Source organism: Bifidobacterium amazonense, assembly GCF_018555435.2.
Taxonomy (GTDB): Bacteria; Actinomycetota; Actinomycetes; order Actinomycetales; family Bifidobacteriaceae; genus Bifidobacterium; species Bifidobacterium amazonense.
In genome coordinates, this window is the sequence record NZ_JAFEJT020000041.1 from 14,014 (window position 1) to 30,295 (window position 16,282).

General features: G+C 66.0%; 12 protein-coding genes. 2 read left to right on the forward strand and 10 right to left on the reverse strand.

Annotated elements, in window-relative coordinates; translation table 11 throughout:
- Positions 1–223 precede the first annotated feature (223 nt).
- From JS533_RS09475 to JS533_RS09515, 9 genes are all read right to left on the reverse strand, one after another.
- Entirely contained in the window at positions 224–538 is a 315-nt protein-coding gene (locus JS533_RS09475) for a DUF2469 domain-containing protein (RefSeq protein WP_033494454.1), read from the reverse strand.
- 9 nt (positions 539–547) lie between these two features.
- On the reverse strand, positions 548–1,591 hold the full coding sequence (locus JS533_RS09480; RefSeq protein WP_241514173.1) for a GNAT family N-acetyltransferase: 1,044 nt from the start codon (positions 1,589–1,591) through the stop codon (positions 548–550).
- 297 nt (positions 1,592–1,888) lie between these two features.
- Entirely contained in the window at positions 1,889–3,388 is a 1,500-nt protein-coding gene (gene gatB, locus JS533_RS09485) for an Asp-tRNA(Asn)/Glu-tRNA(Gln) amidotransferase subunit GatB (RefSeq protein ID WP_241514174.1), read from the reverse strand.
- Positions 3,389–3,415: 27 nt separating this feature from the next.
- Positions 3,416–4,954, reverse strand: coding sequence for an Asp-tRNA(Asn)/Glu-tRNA(Gln) amidotransferase subunit GatA (gatA, locus tag JS533_RS09490; RefSeq protein ID WP_241514175.1), 1,539 nt, complete (start codon positions 4,952–4,954; stop codon positions 3,416–3,418).
- A gap of 8 nt (positions 4,955–4,962) precedes the next feature.
- The gene (gene gatC / locus JS533_RS09495) at positions 4,963–5,262 is read right to left on the reverse strand and encodes an Asp-tRNA(Asn)/Glu-tRNA(Gln) amidotransferase subunit GatC (RefSeq protein ID WP_241514176.1); all 300 of its coding nucleotides are present in this window, start codon (positions 5,260–5,262) and stop codon (positions 4,963–4,965) included.
- Positions 5,263–5,363: 101 nt separating this feature from the next.
- Positions 5,364–6,230, reverse strand: a complete 867-nt coding sequence (locus tag JS533_RS09500) for a TrmH family RNA methyltransferase (RefSeq protein ID WP_241514177.1) — start codon at positions 6,228–6,230, stop codon at positions 5,364–5,366.
- A gap of 93 nt (positions 6,231–6,323) precedes the next feature.
- Entirely contained in the window at positions 6,324–6,995 is a 672-nt protein-coding gene (locus JS533_RS09505) for an orotate phosphoribosyltransferase (RefSeq protein WP_241514178.1), read from the reverse strand.
- A gap of 83 nt (positions 6,996–7,078) precedes the next feature.
- Positions 7,079–8,428, reverse strand: coding sequence for a DNA recombination protein RmuC (locus JS533_RS09510; protein ID WP_241514179.1), 1,350 nt, complete (start codon positions 8,426–8,428; stop codon positions 7,079–7,081).
- Positions 8,429–8,586: 158 nt separating this feature from the next.
- Positions 8,587–8,868 carry a metal-sensitive transcriptional regulator gene (locus JS533_RS09515; protein WP_241514184.1) on the reverse strand — a complete coding sequence of 94 codons (282 nt, stop codon included), beginning with the start codon at positions 8,866–8,868 and terminating at the stop codon, positions 8,587–8,589.
- Between the two features lie 194 nt (positions 8,869–9,062).
- Here JS533_RS09515 and JS533_RS09520 point away from each other — a divergent pair, with 194 nt between their 5' ends.
- On the forward strand, positions 9,063–12,008 hold the full coding sequence (locus tag JS533_RS09520; RefSeq protein ID WP_241514180.1) for an HAD-IC family P-type ATPase: 2,946 nt from the start codon (positions 9,063–9,065) through the stop codon (positions 12,006–12,008).
- 109 nt (positions 12,009–12,117) lie between these two features.
- Here JS533_RS09520 and clpB read toward each other — a convergent pair whose 3' ends face one another.
- The gene (clpB, locus tag JS533_RS09525; RefSeq protein ID WP_241514181.1) at positions 12,118–14,775 is read right to left on the reverse strand and encodes an ATP-dependent chaperone ClpB; all 2,658 of its coding nucleotides are present in this window, start codon (positions 14,773–14,775) and stop codon (positions 12,118–12,120) included.
- A gap of 642 nt (positions 14,776–15,417) precedes the next feature.
- Here clpB and JS533_RS09530 point away from each other — a divergent pair.
- A partial coding sequence (locus JS533_RS09530; protein WP_241514182.1) for an AEC family transporter occupies positions 15,418–16,282 on the forward strand: 865 nt, incomplete at its 3' end.

Consider the following 16,282-nt stretch of genomic DNA (forward strand, 5'->3'; position numbering starts at 1 on the left):
CAGGAACCGCACGCCCGTCTTGTGCATTTCCTCACATTCTCGCCGCTTGCCATGACTTACGTTGCACTACGACGGGATCTGTTACGTTCCAGCGGTGACCGGCGACGGCCGGCAGATGCGTTGTCCGACCGTATGACTTGGCCGAGCGGCCCGGAGCGTGTCGGATAACGTATCTGCCGGCCGTCGCCGGTCACCGCTGGAACGCAACGTCAGCGCGGCATCGTCAGTGAATGTCGTCTGGGATGTCGATGTCGGTCTTCTGGACCTCCTCGACGTTCACGTCCTTGAACGTGACGATGCGCACGTTCTTGACGAAACGGCTGGGCCGGTACACGTCCCAGACCCACGCGTCGGTCAGCTGCACGTCGAAATAGACGTCCTGACCGGCCGATCGTACGTTGAAATCGACCTTGTTGGCCAGATAGAACCGGCGTTCGGTCTCCACCACGTAGGTGAACAGTTTGATGACGTCGCGGTACTCCTTGTACAGGGCGAGTTCCGCGTCGGTTTCGTAGTTGTCGAGATCCTCGGCGCTCATTGGTGTATGTCAGTCCTCTTCCGTGTCGCGCTTGCGGTTCAATCCCAGATTGCGCCACCACGCGTTCTTCGACGATTTGCGTTCCGATTGTCCGTACGGCCAGTTGCTGGTCTCGTCGGAGGCCGCGTCCGTACGCGTCTTGCCGGCGTCGTCCGTCACGGTCCGCGAGGAGCCCGGCGTGACTCCGATCTTCTCGTACGCTTCGCGACGTGCGGCATCGTCGGCGGCCGGCTTGTCGGTCTTGTCGTCGTCGCGGCGACGCTGCTGGATCGCGATCGAATGCTCACGTATCGCCAGCGCCTCGCGCATGCCGGGATTGTCTTCGATCACGTGCATGCCGAACGCGTCGAGCGAGCGGATCGGATCGTACTCGTCGAACAGCGTGTCCAGTACGATCAGGTCCTGGTAACGGCTGTTTTCCGCGTCCCACAGCGCGTCGCGCGACGAACCGGTCTTCACGAATCCGAGCGACTGGTAGACGGACAGCGAACGCGTGTTCTTCTCGGGTACGGCGACCCAGATGCGGTGCAGTCCGAGGCCTGCCGGTTCCGGCGCGAAACCGTAGGTCATGACTCGCGGCATCATGTCGCGCGAGTAGCCGCGGCCGCGATAGTCCTTGCCGAGCACGACCTGGATGCGGGCGGAGCGCGCCCAGCCGTCGACGTCGATGAGGAAGACCATGCCGATCACGTTGTCGGTTTCCGCGGCGTCGATCCTGCCGTCGTCGTCGTGATCGGAGTCGGTGAGCACCGCCCATGCGATCGTGCGGCGCGATTCCGGGTCCCCGACGCCGGATTCGGATGCGGCCTGTCCGTGCGCCCATGCGACGGAGCGGCGCACCCATGTGTGCACGACGGCGCGTTCGGCCTGCGCATCCTTGCCGGTGATGCGCGACGCATTGTAGTAGGCGTCCAGTTCGTCCAGCTTGGGCAGATCCTCGACGGTCGCCGGGCGCAGATGCACCATCTCGCCTTTGATCGGCGGAATCACGATGCGCGCGGGCAGTTCGCGCGACGTTTCCTGATCAGGCGACGGTTCGACGTGTTCAGACATTCTCGATTTTCCCTCAACATAGACTGGTAGAAGTCGGTACAGAAGATATCCTACCTGCCTGACCGTTCGCTGGGAAGCGGACGTGAGAATGTTCACGCGGCGGGCAAAAGCGGGGCGTGATCGGGCTGGCGGATCGGCCCGACATGATCGGCCCGACACGGAGACACGAAAAGGCTCCCCGAGTAAATCCCGGGGAGCCTTTTCGCTGACTTTTGCTCGGCTGGAGCTTGGCTACGGCCTACGGCCTTGCTCAGTCCTGCAACAACGGACAATCCACCGGACTGTCCGTTTCACGGTTCAGTCCTTGATCTTGCCCATCACGATCTTGGTGACGGCCTTCGCGTCGGCCTGGCCGCGCGTGGCCTTCATCACCGCGCCGATGATGACGCCCATCGGCTTCATGTTGCCGCTCTTGAGCTTCTCGACCACGTCCGGGTTCGCTTCGAACGCCGCGTCGACGGCCGCTTCGATGGCGCCCGTGTCCTCGACGATCTTGTAGCCGTGCTTGGCGACGACCTCGGCCGGGGTGCCTTCGCCGGCGAGCACGCCGGAGACGGTCTGCTTGGCCAGCTTGTCGTTGAGCTTGCCGTCGGCGATGAGCTTCTCGACCTCGGCCACGTCGGCCGGGGTGATGTCGAGCTCCTCGAGGCTGACGCCCTTCGCGTTGGCTTCGCGGGAAAGCTCGCCCAACCACCACTTGCGGGCGCCGGCGGCGGTCGCGCCGGCCTGGACGGTGTCCTCGATCAAGTCGAGGGCGTCGGCGTTGAGGATGTCGCGCATCTGCACGTCGGTCAGGTTCCATTCGGCCTTGAGACGGTTGCGGCGTTCGCGCGGCATCTCCGGCATCTGGGATTCGATCTCGGCGATGTGCTCCTTGGTGATGTGCAGCATCACAAGGTCCGGATCCGGGAAGTAGCGGTAGTCGTCGGCGTCGGACTTGACGCGGCCGCCGGCCGTGGTCTGCGTGGCCTCGTCCCAGTGGCGGGTCTCCTGCAGGATGTCCTTGCCTTCGTCGAGGCGGGCGGCCTGACGGCGGATCTCGTACTGGATGGTCTTTTCGATGCCGCGGAACGAGTTCACGTTCTTGGTTTCCGAACGGGTGCCGTACGGGGCGTCGGCGGACGGGCGCAGCGAGACGTTCACGTCAGCACGCATGTTGCCCTGCTCCATGCGGGCGTGGGAGATGCCGAGCGCGCGCACGATGTCGCGGATGGCGCGCATGTACGCGCCGGCGATCTCCGGGGCGCGGTCGCCCGCGCCTTCGATCGGCTTGGTGACGATCTCGATCAGCGGCACGCCGGCGCGGTTGTAGTCGACCAGCGAGTGGTCGGCGCCTTCGATGCGGCCGTCGGCGCCGCCGACGTGCGTGTTCTTGCCGGCGTCGTCCTCGATGTGCGCGCGTTCGATCGGCACGCGGAAGACGGTGCCGTCCTCGAGCTCGACGTCGAGGTAGCCGTTGCCGTTGGTCGGCTTGTCGTACTGCGAGATCTGGTAGTCGCGCGGCATGTCCGGGTAGAAGTAGTTCTTGCGGGCGAACTGGCTCCACTCGGCGATTTCGCAATGCAGGGCGAGACCCAGCTTGATCGCGTAGTCGACGGCGGTCTTGTTGACGACCGGCAGGCTGCCCGGCAGGCCGAGGCTGACCGGGGTCAGCTGCGTGTTCGGCTCGCCGCCGAAGTGGACTTCGGCCGGGCAGAACAGCTTCGTCTTGGTGCACAGCTCGACGTGCGTTTCCAGACCGAACACCACATCGTACTTCTTGGTGGCATCGGCGTACTTCATCAGTTTTTCAGCCATGGTGCTTGTTCTCTTTCTTCCGATGCCTTACTCGGCGGCGTTCAGCCACGGGGTCTTCATGGACTGCCAGATCGGGCCGCCCCAATCCTCTTCGAGCGCGGCTTCGAGCGCGGCGGCCGGCTTGTACATGACCTCGTCGCGCTGCTGCGGGGCGATGAACTGGAAGCCGACCGGCAGGCCGTCGTCCGACAGGCCGGCCGGGATGGACATGGCCGGCACGCCGGCGAGGTTCGCCGGGATGGTGGCAATGTCGTTCATGTACATGGCCAGCGGGTCGTCCATCTTCTCGCCGAACTTGAACGCGGTGGACGGGCTGGTGGGGGCCACGAGCACGTCGGCCTGCTGGAAGGCGTTGTGGAAGTCCTGGATGATGAGCGTACGGACCTTCTGCGCGGAGCCGTACCAGGCATCGTAGTAGCCGGCGGACAGCGCGTAGGTGCCGAGGATGATGCGGCGCTTGACCTCGTCGCCGAAGCCGGCCTCACGCGTGTAGGACATCATGTTCGCGGCGGTCTGCGGCACACCGGCCGGCGGCATGACGCGCAGGCCGTAGCGCATGCCGTCGTAGCGGGCCAGGTTGGAGCTGACCTCGGACGGCATGATGATGTAGTACGCGCCCAGCGAGTAGCCGATGTGCGGGCAGGAGACCTCGACGACCTCGGCGCCCATCTCCTCGAGCTTCTTGACGGCCTCGTTGAAGCGGGCCTCGACGCCGGGCTGGAAGCCGTCGCCGCCGAGTTCCTTGATGAGGCCGACCTTCATGCCCTTGAGGTCGCGCTTGGCGCCTTCGCGGGCGGCGGCGACCATCGGACGCGGGCCTTCCGGAATGGAAGTGGAGTCGCGGCGGTCATGGCCGCCGATGATCTCCTGCAGGAGCGCGGAGTCGAGCACGGTGCGGGAGACCGGGCCGATCTGGTCGAGCGAGGAGGCCATGGCGATCGCGCCGAAGCGGGAGACGCCGCCGTAGGTCGGCTTGACGCCGACGGTGCCGGTCAGGGCGCCCGGCTGGCGGATGGAGCCGCCGGTGTCGGTGCCGAGGGCCAGCGGCGCCTCGAACGCGGCGACCGCGGAGGCCGAACCGCCGCCGGAGCCGCCGGGGACGCGCTCGGTGTCCCACGGGTTGTGGGTGGTCTGGTAGGCGGAGTGCTCGGTGGAGGAGCCCTGCGCGAATTCGTCGAGGTTGGTCTTGCCGAGGATCGGCATGCCGGCGGCCTTGAGCTTTTCGATGACGGTGGCGTCGTACGGCGGCACCCAGCCTTCGAGGATCTTGGAGGCGGCGGTGGTCTCGATGCCCTTGGTGACGATCATGTCCTTGATGGCGATCGGCACGCCGGCCAGCTCGGGCAGCTGCGCCTTCTCTTCGGCGCTCTTCGCGTCGAAGGCGTCGGCCTGCTCGCGGGCCACGTCGCCGGAGACCTTCAGGAAGGCCTTGATGCTCGGCTCGGCGGCTTCGATGACCTCGAGATGCGCATCGACCAGCTCGCGGCTGGAGACCTCGCCGGCCTTGACCTTGGCGGCCATCTCGGCGGCGGACAGCTTGACCAGTTCGTTGGTTGCTTGCGTCATAACGGTTCTCACTCCTCGCTTCCCAGGATTCGCGGTGCGACGAACATGCCGGCCTCGGTCCTCGGACCGCCGGCGAGCGCCTCGGCCTGCGTGAGCGGGGTTTCCGGCACGTCGGGGCGCAGGTACGCCTCGAGCGGGATCGGGTTGGCGGTGGGCGGCACGTCGTCGGAGGCGACTTCCTGCACCTTGTTGATGGAGTCGGCGATGACGTTCAGCTCGCCCTGCAGGCGGGTGATCTCCTCGTCGGTGAGCGCGATTCGGGCCAGATCGCCCAAATGCTCGATTTCTTCACGTGTGAATGTAGGCATGCGCCTTACTATACGAGCCGTTTGTGACACGCCCGGTCACGCTTCCGGTCATGCTGCCGGCCGCGTTCGGACCGACGCGACGCTTCTTGCGGCGTCGCGTCTCAGATGTGCTGGGCGATGTAGCCGTGCATGGCCACGGCCGCCGCGGCGCCCGCGTTGATGGACCGCACGGAGCCGAACTGCGAGATGTAGACGACGTCGTCGGCCAGATCGAGCGCCTTTTGGCTCAGGCCCGGGCCTTCCGCGCCGAACAGCATCAGGCAGCGCTTGGGGAACCGGTACGTTTCGATCGGCACCGCGCCGGGGATGATGTCGAGCGCGATGATACGGGACTCCTCGAGTTCGCGGATGCGCGCGTCGGCGCGGGCGATGTCGGCGGTCGCCTCGCGTACGGCGTCCACCGCGGATGCCGCATCGCCGGGTTGCATGGCTCCGGTCTGCGCCGCGATCGTATGCGCCCGGATCGCGGCGGCCTTGGCCTGCGCGCGTTCGTATGCGATTTCGCCGGCGATGCGGTGACGCCAGCATTCGACGAGTTCATCGATGGACGGGTGGTATTCGACGTGCTGGTACAGTTCGGTCATCAGCGCGCCCTTGCGGTTCCACTTGTGCGGGCCTACGATGTGGACGCGTCTCGCGGTGAACGCGTTGGCGGTGCGCACCATCGAGCCGATGTTGAAGTCGTGCGTCCAGTTTTCGACGGCGACTTCGAAGTCGTGGCGTCCGCGCGCGTCAAGATCGTCTCGGATCGCCTGCACCGTCCAGTAGCGGTACCGGTCGAGCACGTTGCGCCGGTCGCCGTCGTCGAGCAGCTGCGTATCGAAGCGCGCGTCGAAACCCGGCGATGCCGGATCGTCCGGACGCGGCTCGCCGGGATGCGTTTCCGCCCATGGACCGACGCCGATCTCGCGGAATTCGGGTTCTCCGGACAGTTTGGCGGCAAGGGAAACGGGATTGGGCGTGTGCAATGGACTCCTCGATCGTTGCAGGACTGTTTTTCGACCGCCGACGGAAACCGTCACGGGCTGTACCGCGGCGGTACAGGCCGGCGCCGGGGCCGGTCAGCGCAGTTCGGACTCGTGGTAGGCCTCGACGAACGGCAGTTCGCGCGTCTCGTCGCTGACCGGGTTGACGACCTTGACGGTGGGCTTGTCCATGTCGACGCCGCCGATGAGCGAGGCGATGGCGACCACTTCGGCTCCCTCGTGCTCGACGATGCCGAAGTCGAGGCTCAGCTCGTTGCCGTTGCGCAGCGTGACCAGCGACGAGGTCTGCACGTAGGACTTCTCCGACAGCCACGAGTCGAGCAGCACCACGCGCTTGCCCTTGATCGACGGCCCCTTGATCGACGGATACACGAAGTCCATCACGAAGCCGTTCAGGTCCTCGCCGCGCGAGGCGGCCGCGAGGATCATCGCTTCGACCAGCGGCACGGCGGCGGCGGTCAGCGCGCCCACCGCGTCGAAGTCATCGACCGAATAGCCCTGCTCCTCCAACGTGTCGAGCAGGATATGCCCCACGATCGCCGCGCCACGATGGTCGAACGTGACGTTCGACAGCTCGCAGAACGGCCTGCCGTCCAGCTCGGCCTTCAACAGCTGCTTGAGCTGGTCGCGCGGGTCGAGCAGCGCGAACGGCGTTCCGTCGGGAGCCTTGGCGGTCTCGGCGTCCTTGGCGTCGACGCCCGCAACGGACGCGGTTCCGGTCTTGCGGAAGGATTTCTCTTCGGTCATATCCTGTGCCTATCTGTTCCGGGGAGTCTGGGACGTCCCGTTTCGCTTATGTCGTTTCCGGTACCACTGTATCGCGCGCGCGGTCATTCGCTATCGGGCTGGGTTTCCGGGGCGGTGAGCTCGCGCACGTCCGCCTTGTCGGCGTCGATCATGTCGACCGGTTCGATGATCTTGCCGGCGTCGATCCGCTGCAGTTTGCGGGCGGTGACGAGCACGCGCGATTCGAGCGAGGCGGCGAACTGGTTGTATGCGCCGACCGTCTTGGTGATGGCCACGCCCAGCTTGGTGGCGCGATCGCCCAGCACCGCGAACCGTTCGTACAGTTCGCGCGACAGGTCGAACAGCTGCTTCGCGTCGTCGGTCAGGCTCTGCTGCTGCCAAGCGTAGGCCACCGATTTGAGCACCGCCCACAGCGTGACCGGCGAGGTCAGGGCGACCTTGCGCGCGAAGGCATCGTCCATCAGCGTCGGATCGGCCTCGAGCGCCGCCTGCAGCAGCGCCTCGTTCGGGATGAACGCGACCACGAAGTCGGGGGCGATGTCGAACGCGTTCCAGTACGCCTTATCGCCCAAGGTCTTCACATGGTCGCGCAGCGCCTTGGCATGCGCCCGCAGCAGGTCGGCGCGGCGGTCCAGCTCCTCCGGCGACGCGGTCTCCGGGATCTCGCACGCCCGCTGATAGTCAGCGTATGGCACCTTCGCGTCGATCGGGATCGTCTTGCCGCCGGGCAGATGGACGATCATGTCCGGCCGTTGGATGCGCCCGTCCGCACCGGTGACGACCACCTGCGTGTCGAAATCGACGTGTTCGAGCAGACCGGCGGATTCGACGATGTTGCGCAGCTGCGCCTCGCCCCACGCGCCACGCACCTTGTTGTTGCGCAGCGCCGCCGACAGCGAACTGGTCTCGCGGTCCAGCCGCGCCTGCTGCTCGCCCAGTCCCTTGAGCTGCTCGCCGAGCGCACCCATCTCTCGCTTGCGCCCCTCTTCGATCTGCGAGACCTTGGCCTGCAGGGCATCAAGGTTCTTCTGCACCGGCGCCAAGGCGGACAGCACCTTGCTCTGCTCCTCCATCGACCGGGCCTGTTTCAGCCGCTCGCGTTCGGCTTCGGAAGCGGCCCTGTCCCGCTCGTGCTGGATGCGCACCTGCTCGGCCTGCTGCGCCTGCGCCAGCTGCGACTTGGCGAACGAGAGCTGCTGGGTCAGTCCGTCGATCTGGCCGCGCAACTCGGCCGCCTGCGCGGTCAGTCGCACCACCTGCTCCTGCGCCGCGTCCGTACCCGCCTTCGCGGCCTCCAACTCCTCGAGCCGAGCGTTGCGCGCCATCTCCTGGCCCCTTGATCTGCCCATCAGGAATCCCGCGGCCAGCCCCATCGCCGCCGCCACGATCATCACCGCGATCATCGCAGCTACCGTCACCATATTGTCGAACATATGTTCTAGTGAATCGTACGGCATGGACGATGCCGGACGTGCGTGTCGCATCGCGGCCACCGGTTCCGAGACAATCGGTACCGTAACGACCGGTGCCACGGCAGCCGGCATCGCAACAGTCGGCGTCACAACGGACGCCAACCGCCAACCGACCGCCGCTACGACTTCACCAGGCGCGCGATCGCCGCCGAAGCCTCGCGCAGCTTCTCGTCCGCCACGTCGCCGCCCTCGGCCGAGGCCTGCCTCACGCAATGGTTCAGATGATCGTCCAACAGCAGCAGCGCCACCGATTTGAGCGCCGAATTCGCCGCCGAGATCTGCGTGAGCACGTCGATGCAGTATCGGTCATCCTCCACCATCTGCGTCACGGCGCGGATCTGCCCCTCGATCCGCCGCAGCCGCGCGACCACCTTCGCCTTGTCCTCGCCATATCCATGCATCGCGACCTCCCAATCGCCGTATCGCCGCAGTATCATCGCCGTATCGCGCCGCCGTTGCACCGCCGCGTTCTTCCGTCAGCGCAACCACGACACCCATTATACCCCATAGGGGTATTGGGTATATGCTGGTGATCGGCGATACGATAGAGACGAAGCAGGAACAGCAGGAAGACCGGCAGGAGAAGGCAGCAATCATGGAATTCAACATCTTTCTTATAGCGGCCGCGGTGCTGATCGCCGCCGCACTGACATGGCTGATCATCCGGTTCTTCTTCGCCCCGCAGCAAGGCACCGCCGGCACGCTGGAGAACGGCGTGCAGACGGCGACGATCACCGTGCGCGGCGGCTACTCCCCGGCCGTGGTCGACATGCGCGCCGGCACGCCGATCACGCTCACCTTCGACCGCCAGGAGACCGGCGAATGCACGTCGCACGTCGTGTTCGGCGACCTTGCGCTCGACGCGATGCTGCCCGGCAACCAGTGCACCGACGTGCACCTGCCCGCACTGCCGGCCGGCGACTATCCGTTCGCCTGCGGCATGAACATGGTGCACGGACTGCTGCGCGTGACGGACGGCGACGATGCGGACGCCGGCACGGGCGCAGTCGCAAGCGCCGGCGTCTCCGGCGGACCGCACGGCGCCGGCACGGACAACGATCGCAACGTTCGCGACGGTCGCGACGGTCGCGACGGTCGCGACGATATGACGGAAACCCATGCCGCCACCGTTCGCAATGGCACGACCACGCCGCCGACCGACGCGCTCGCCGCGGAACGTCGCGAAAGCGAGGAGCGCGCCAAGGAGATCCGGCAGCTCACCAGGCTCGTCGCGATCGGCACCGCGCTCACGCTGCCGGTGTTCGTGCCGATGATGCTGATGCTGCTGCCCGGCGGCCATGATCTGGTGCCGATGTGGCTGATGAACCCGTGGCTGCAGGCGCTGCTCATCACGCCGGTCATGTTCTACTGCGGCGCGCCGATCCATCGCGTCGGCTGGCCTGCGCTCGTCCATCGCGCGCCCGACATGAACTCGCTCGTCACGTTGGGAACGTTTGCGGCCTACCTGTACAGTCTGGCGCTGTGCGTGATGTCGTCGCTGTTCCCCGAGGGCTCGCGCGAGCCGTATTTCGAGTCGGTCGGCGTGGTGATCACGCTGGTCCTGGTCGGACGTCTGCTTGAGACGAAGGCCCGCGAGGGCACCGGCAAGGCCGTGCAGTCGTTGATCAAGCTGCGCCCGCGCATCGCGCACGTGCTGCCGGAAGGCGCGAACGGCGCGGCATCGCACTCAGCATGGCGTGATCCGGCAAACGTTCGCGACACCGACATCGACGACGTGACGGCCGGCGATCTGCTGGTCGTACGCGCCGGCGAGCGCATTCCGGTCGACGGCGAGATCGTCGCCGGCGAGGCGACCGTGGACGAGTCGATGATCACCGGCGAGTCGAAGCCGGTCGTCAAAACCGCGCGCATCGACGCGTCCGAGACAGGACGCGAGACCGTACGCGAGGCCGCGCGCAACCATACGCACGACGGCGGCTATCACGGAACAGGCGATCACGGAACGACCGCGCCCGTCGAATCCACGTCGCTGACCGGAGCGACGGTCGTACTCAAGGGCGATCTGCTTATGCGCGCCACGCAGGTGGGCGGCGACACGGTGCTCGCGCAGATCATCGCGATGGTCTCGCGCGCGCAGGCCACCAAGGCCCCGGTGCAGAAGCTGGCCGATAAAATCGCCCGCATCTTCGTGCCTGCGGTGATGATCGTGGCCGTGTGGACGTTCGCGATCTGGCTGGCGGTCGGCCCGGAGCCGAAGCTCGCACATGCGCTGGTGACGGCGGTGAGCGTGCTCATCATCGCCTGCCCGTGCGCGCTGGGACTGGCGACCCCGCTGTCGGTGACGGCCGCGATGGGCCTGGGCGCGACGAACGGCGTGCTCGTCACGTCGGCGAAGGCGCTGGAGCAGGCGCGGGAGATCCGCACGGTCGTCTTCGACAAGACCGGCACGATCACGCGCGGCGTGATGGACGCGCCCGCAGACGACGGCACGAACGACGCCAAGCCGAGCTACGAGCACGACCCGGTCAAGGACGGCTCGCGCGAGGCCGTCGCCGCGCTGCGTGCGGCCGGCATCCGCACGGTGATGCTGTCCGGCGACCGTGCCGACGTCGCCGCGCGCATCGCCCGCGAGGTCGGCATCGACACGGTGATCGCACAGGTCAAGCCGGACGGCAAGGCGTACTGGATCCGTCAGCTGCAGCTTGCGCGCGATCTCACGCACGCCGATCGTCGGCCGGCGATCGGCGACGTGCCGGACGGTCTGATCGCGATGGTCGGCGACGGCATCAACGACGCGCCCGCGCTCGCGCAGGCCGACCTCGGCATCGCGATCGGCACCGGCACCGACGTGGCGATGCAGTCGGCCGACGTGACGCTGATGAACGGCGATCTGCGCGGCGTGCTCAAGACGATCAACCTGTCGAACGCGACGATGCGCAACATCCGCGAGAATCTCGCGTGGGCGTTCGGCTACAACGTGATCGGCATCCCGATCGCGGCCGGCGTGCTCTACCCGTTCACCGGCTGGCTGCTCAGCCCGATGATCGCGGGGCTTGCGATGGCGCTGAGCTCGACGTGCCTGGTGCTCAACGCGAACCGGCTGCACGGCGTGCGGATCGGCGACGGCACCATGGCGGTCGCCATGCCGACCGTCATGCCGACCGGAGACGAGGCTGCGCACGACGGCCATACACGCGACGGTCTATCCAACAGCCCTTCTAACGGTCGCGGCGATACGAACGGAACCGCCTCTTCGACCATCGGCGAACCGCGGGTCATCATCGACGAACGCACCACGCTCACGCACTTGGAACCGGACGGTTTATCCCACGGTTCCGACATTACAATGTCCACCGATTCCACCAGCAACAGCAAGGAGCATCCCATGGAAATGCACCACATGCACATGAACGCCGCGCCCGTCGACGGCGAAACCGCCACCGATCCGGTCTGCGGCATGACCGTCGCCGTGAACGCGGACGCGATCACCCGCGAATACGAAGGCAAGACGTACTACTTCTGCGGAGAACACTGCGCGAAAAACTTCGCGAAGGCCCCGCAGGTCTTCCTCGAGCAGTAGCGCCCGTCCGCGCGACACGCGAAAAGGCCCGGAAGGGAACGTTCCCTTCCGGGCCTTTTGTCATGCCGCCGTCCCTATCGCACCGGGGCGCCGACGGTCACCGCGCGCATCAGTCGGCCTTCACGTCCTCAACGTGGACCGAGCCGTCGTCGTCCGGGTCGGTCGGCATGGCGTTGAGCTCGAGGTGATCGCCGCCGGTCTGGTCGACGAGCACCGTGTCGCCGTCGTGCACCTTGCCGGACAGCAGCATGCGGGCCAGCTGGTCGCCGACTTCGGTCTGCACCAGGCGACGCAGCGGACGAGCGCCGTACGCCGGATCGTAGCCGGTGTCCGCGAGCCATTCGCGCGCGGCGTCGGTGACGTCGAGACGGATGCGACGATCGGTCAGGCGCGACGCGACCTGCGCGACCTGGATGTTCACGATGCCGCCCAACTCCTCGCGGGTGAGCGGGTGGAACATGACGATCTCGTCGAGACGGTTGAGGAACTCCGGCTTGAAGTTCATGTGCACCGCGTCCATCACGGCCTTCTTCTTGGCGTCCGCATCCATGTCCTGATTGACAAGGAACTGCGAACCCAGGTTGGAGGTCATGATCAGGATCGTGTTCTTGAAGTCCACGGTCCGGCCCTGACCGTCGGTCAGACGTCCGTCGTCGAGCACCTGCAGCAGCACGTCGAAGACTTCCGGATTGGCCTTCTCGACCTCGTCGAACAGCACCACCGAATACGGGCGACGACGCACGGCCTCGGTCAGCTGACCGCCCTCCTCGTAGCCGACGTAACCCGGCGCGGCGCCGATCAGGCGGGACACGGAGGCCTTCTCCATGTACTCCGACATATCGATGCGCACCATGGCCTTCTCGTCGTCGAACAGGAAGTCGGCGAGCGCCTTGGCGAGCTCGGTCTTGCCCACGCCGGTCGGGCCGAGGAACAGGAACGAGCCGGTCGGACGGTTCGGGTCGGAGATGCCGGCACGCGAGCGGCGCACCGCGTCGGAGACGGCCTGAATGGCTTCCTTCTGGCCGATCACGCGCTTGCCGAGGTACTCCTCCATGTGCAGGAGCTTCTCGTTCTCGCCCTGCATGAGGCGGCCGACGGGGATGCCGGTCCATTCGGAGACGATGCCGGCGACGGAATCGGCGTCGACATGGTCCGGGACCATCGGCTCGGGCTTGTTGCCGTTGCCGTTCGCAGTGTCTTCGGCGTCGGCCTTCTCGGCCGCGTCGAGCTGCTTCTGGATCGCCGGGATCTCGCCGTACAGGATGCGCGACGCTTCGGCCAGGTTGCCCTCACGGGTGAACTTGTCGGCCTTCACGCGCAGCGCGTCCATCTGGGCGCGCAGGTCGCCGACCTTGTTGTGGCCGGCCTTCTCCGCATCCCAGCGGGCCTTCAATCCGGCGAGCTTCTCGCGCGCGTCGGCCATTTCGGCCTGCAGCTTCTCGAGACGCTCCTTGGAGGCCGGATCCTCGGCCTTCTTGAGCTGCATCTCCTCCATTTCGTAGCGCGTCACCTTGCGCTGGAGCTCGTCGATCTCCTCCGGCGAGGAGTCGAGTTCCATACGCAGGTGCGCGGCCGCCTCATCGACCAGATCGATGGCCTTATCAGGCAGCTGACGGCCGGAGATGTAGCGGTTCGACAGCGTCGCGGCCGCGACCAGCGCATCGTCGCCGATCGTCACCTTGTGGTGCGCCTCGTAGCGCTGCTTGAGGCCGCGCAGGATCGCGATCGTGTCCTCGACGCTCGGCTCGCCGACGTACACCTGCTGGAAACGACGCTCCAGCGCCGGATCCTTTTCGATGTTCTCGCGGTATTCGTCGAGCGTGGTCGCGCCGATCAGACGCAGTTCGCCGCGCGCCAGCATCGGCTTCAACATGTTGCCGGCGTCCATCGAGCCTTCGGCGGCACCCGCGCCGACGATCGTGTGGATCTCGTCGATGAACGTGATGATCTCGCCGTTCGCGCTCTTGATCTCGTTGAGCACGGCCTTCAGGCGCCCCTCGAATTCGCCACGGTACTTCGAGCCGGCCACCATGGAGCCGAGGTCGAGCGAGATCAGCTTCTTGTTCTGCAGCGTGGTCGGCACGTCGCCGGCGACGATGCGCTGCGCGAGCCCTTCGACGACGGCGGTCTTGCCGACGCCCGGCTCGCCGATCAGCACCGGGTTGTTCTTGGTGCGCCGGCTCAGGATCTGGATGACGCGGCGGATCTCCTGATCGCGGCCGATCACCGGGTCGAGCTTGCCTTCCTTGGCGGCGGCGGTCAGGTCGGTCGAGTACTTCTCGAGCGCCTTGTACGAGCCTTCCGCGTCCGGACTGGTCACCTTGGCACCGCCGCGGATGCCGGGGACGGCCTTGCGCAGTGCCTCCGGAGTCACGCCGTTCTGGCGCAGGATGTCGGCCGACTGGTTCGGCGCGCTTGCCGCGATGCCGATGAGCAGATGCTCGGTGGAGACGTATTCGTCGCCCATCGCCTGCATCTCCTTCTCGGCCTGCGCGAGCGCGGCGGTCAGCTGGCGGCTGGCCTGAGGCTGCGACGTGGTCGAGCCGCTTGCGCTCGGCAGCGCGACCAATGCGTTGCGTACCGCCGCGCCGATGGCCTGCGGGTTGCCGCCCGCGGCCTGGATGAGTCCTTGGATGACGCCGTTCTCCTGACGCAGGAGCGCGTCCATGACGTGCAGGGTCTCGACCTGCGCGTTGCCCGCGGCCGACGCGCTCTGGATCGCGTCGCCGATCACCTGCTGGGCCATGGTGGTGAACTTCTGTTCCATATCAACCTCCCAATAAGTCTTCAATCCGCGACCGCACCGGCCGGGCCGTCGCCCCGCCGATCGGCAAGGCGAACTCCGCGGCCGTACGATCACGGGTCATACGTTCGTTGTCTGATACGCTCAACCGTTCCGCAACCCATTCTATTCCCAAAACTTGAGCCCAACCCACTCAAGTTTCGCATCCTGCCGGATCAGTCCGCAGCATCCAGCACCCCACACCAAGGCCAGCCCACCGTCACCCTCCACAAACCAACGCCAAGCCCACCGCCACCGTTGGTTTATGGCGATCACATCCACCCATCCCACTGCCACTCTCCACAAACCAACGCCAAGCCCACCGCCACCGTTGGTTTTCGGCGATCACACCCACCCAGCCCACCGTCACCCTCCACAAACCAACGCGAATCGACGGCTCAGCGTTGGTTTATGGCGAGACAGTTGGCTTGTGGCCAGAAAACGGTCGGAAAAAGCCCAAAACAGCCAGAAACCAACCCCACACCCCGCGCCAAACAGCCACCCGGCACGCCCGCCATCACCCACACCGCAATACGCAACACGACGCGCAACACACCCGCGCCTAGACTGTGCACCGGATACAACCGCAAGACACATCCGCAAGAAGAAACGCGAAGAAGAAGCATCATGATTTTCCAGGCCGGTTCGCTGCTGCTCGTCATCATCGGCGCGTACGCGCTCAAACATCTCCACGTCTTCGGCGACCGCGACTACAAGGTGGCGCAGGGGCTCGTCTTCAACCTGACCCTGCCGTGCGCGATCATCCTGTCGTTCGCCACCAACAAGCACGACATGAAAATGCTGTGGATCGTGCTGTTCGGCTTCTTCGCCTGCGCGATCCCGCTGTTCGTCGTCTATTTCGGCTCGCGCGGCGACGAACGCAACTACCGCGCGTTCCAGATGCTCAACGCGTCCGGCCTGAACCTGGGCGCGTTCTGTCTGCCGGTCGTCCAGACGTTCATGGGCGCGTCCGCCGGCCTGCCGATCATCATGCTCGACATCGGCAATGCGACAGTCGCGACGGCCGGGTCGCTGACGATCACGCGCACGCTGCTCGGCATGGACGACGGGTTCAAGTCGCTGCCGATGATCCTGCGGCTGCGCAACATCGCGCGCGACTTCCTGAGTTCGATCAGCTTCGACATCTACATGCTGATGCTCGTGTTCATGTTTCTGCACATCACGATCCCGCAGCCGATCGTCACGCTGATCACGCCGTTCGCCAACGCGAACGCGTTCTGCACGATGGCGATGATCGGACTGATGATGGAGGTGCCGGACAACCGCAAGGACAAGATCGAACTGGCGAAGGTGATCTGCTGGCGCGCCGTGTTCGGCGCGATCATCGCGGTCGCCGCGTGGAACCTGCTGCCGTTCGACGAACGTATCCGCGAGATCATGGTGCTCGGCTCGTTCGCGCCGATCACGATCTTCTCGACCAAGTTCACCGACTCGCTCACCGGCAACGCGAAGCTCGCCGGCTTCTCGCTGA

Excerpts from the sequence above, each read along its gene's own strand:
- JS533_RS09475 (WP_033494454.1), bottom strand. The coding sequence starts at position 538 with ATGAGCGCCGAGGATCTCGACAACTACGAAACCGACGCGGAACTCGCC.
- JS533_RS09480 (WP_241514173.1), bottom strand. The coding sequence starts at position 1,591 with ATGTCTGAACACGTCGAACCGTCGCCTGATCAGGAAACGTCGCGCGAA.
- gatB (WP_241514174.1), bottom strand. The coding sequence starts at position 3,388 with ATGGCTGAAAAACTGATGAAGTACGCCGATGCCACCAAGAAGTACGAT.
- gatA (WP_241514175.1), bottom strand. The coding sequence starts at position 4,954 with ATGACGCAAGCAACCAACGAACTGGTCAAGCTGTCCGCCGCCGAGATG.
- gatC (WP_241514176.1), bottom strand. The coding sequence starts at position 5,262 with ATGCCTACATTCACACGTGAAGAAATCGAGCATTTGGGCGATCTGGCC.
- JS533_RS09505 (WP_241514178.1), bottom strand. The coding sequence starts at position 6,995 with ATGACCGAAGAGAAATCCTTCCGCAAGACCGGAACCGCGTCCGTTGCG.
- JS533_RS09510 (WP_241514179.1), bottom strand. The coding sequence starts at position 8,428 with ATGTTCGACAATATGGTGACGGTAGCTGCGATGATCGCGGTGATGATC.
- JS533_RS09515 (WP_241514184.1), bottom strand. The coding sequence starts at position 8,868 with ATGCATGGATATGGCGAGGACAAGGCGAAGGTGGTCGCGCGGCTGCGG.
- JS533_RS09520 (WP_241514180.1), top strand. The coding sequence starts at position 9,063 with ATGGAATTCAACATCTTTCTTATAGCGGCCGCGGTGCTGATCGCCGCC.
- clpB (WP_241514181.1), bottom strand. The coding sequence starts at position 14,775 with ATGGAACAGAAGTTCACCACCATGGCCCAGCAGGTGATCGGCGACGCG.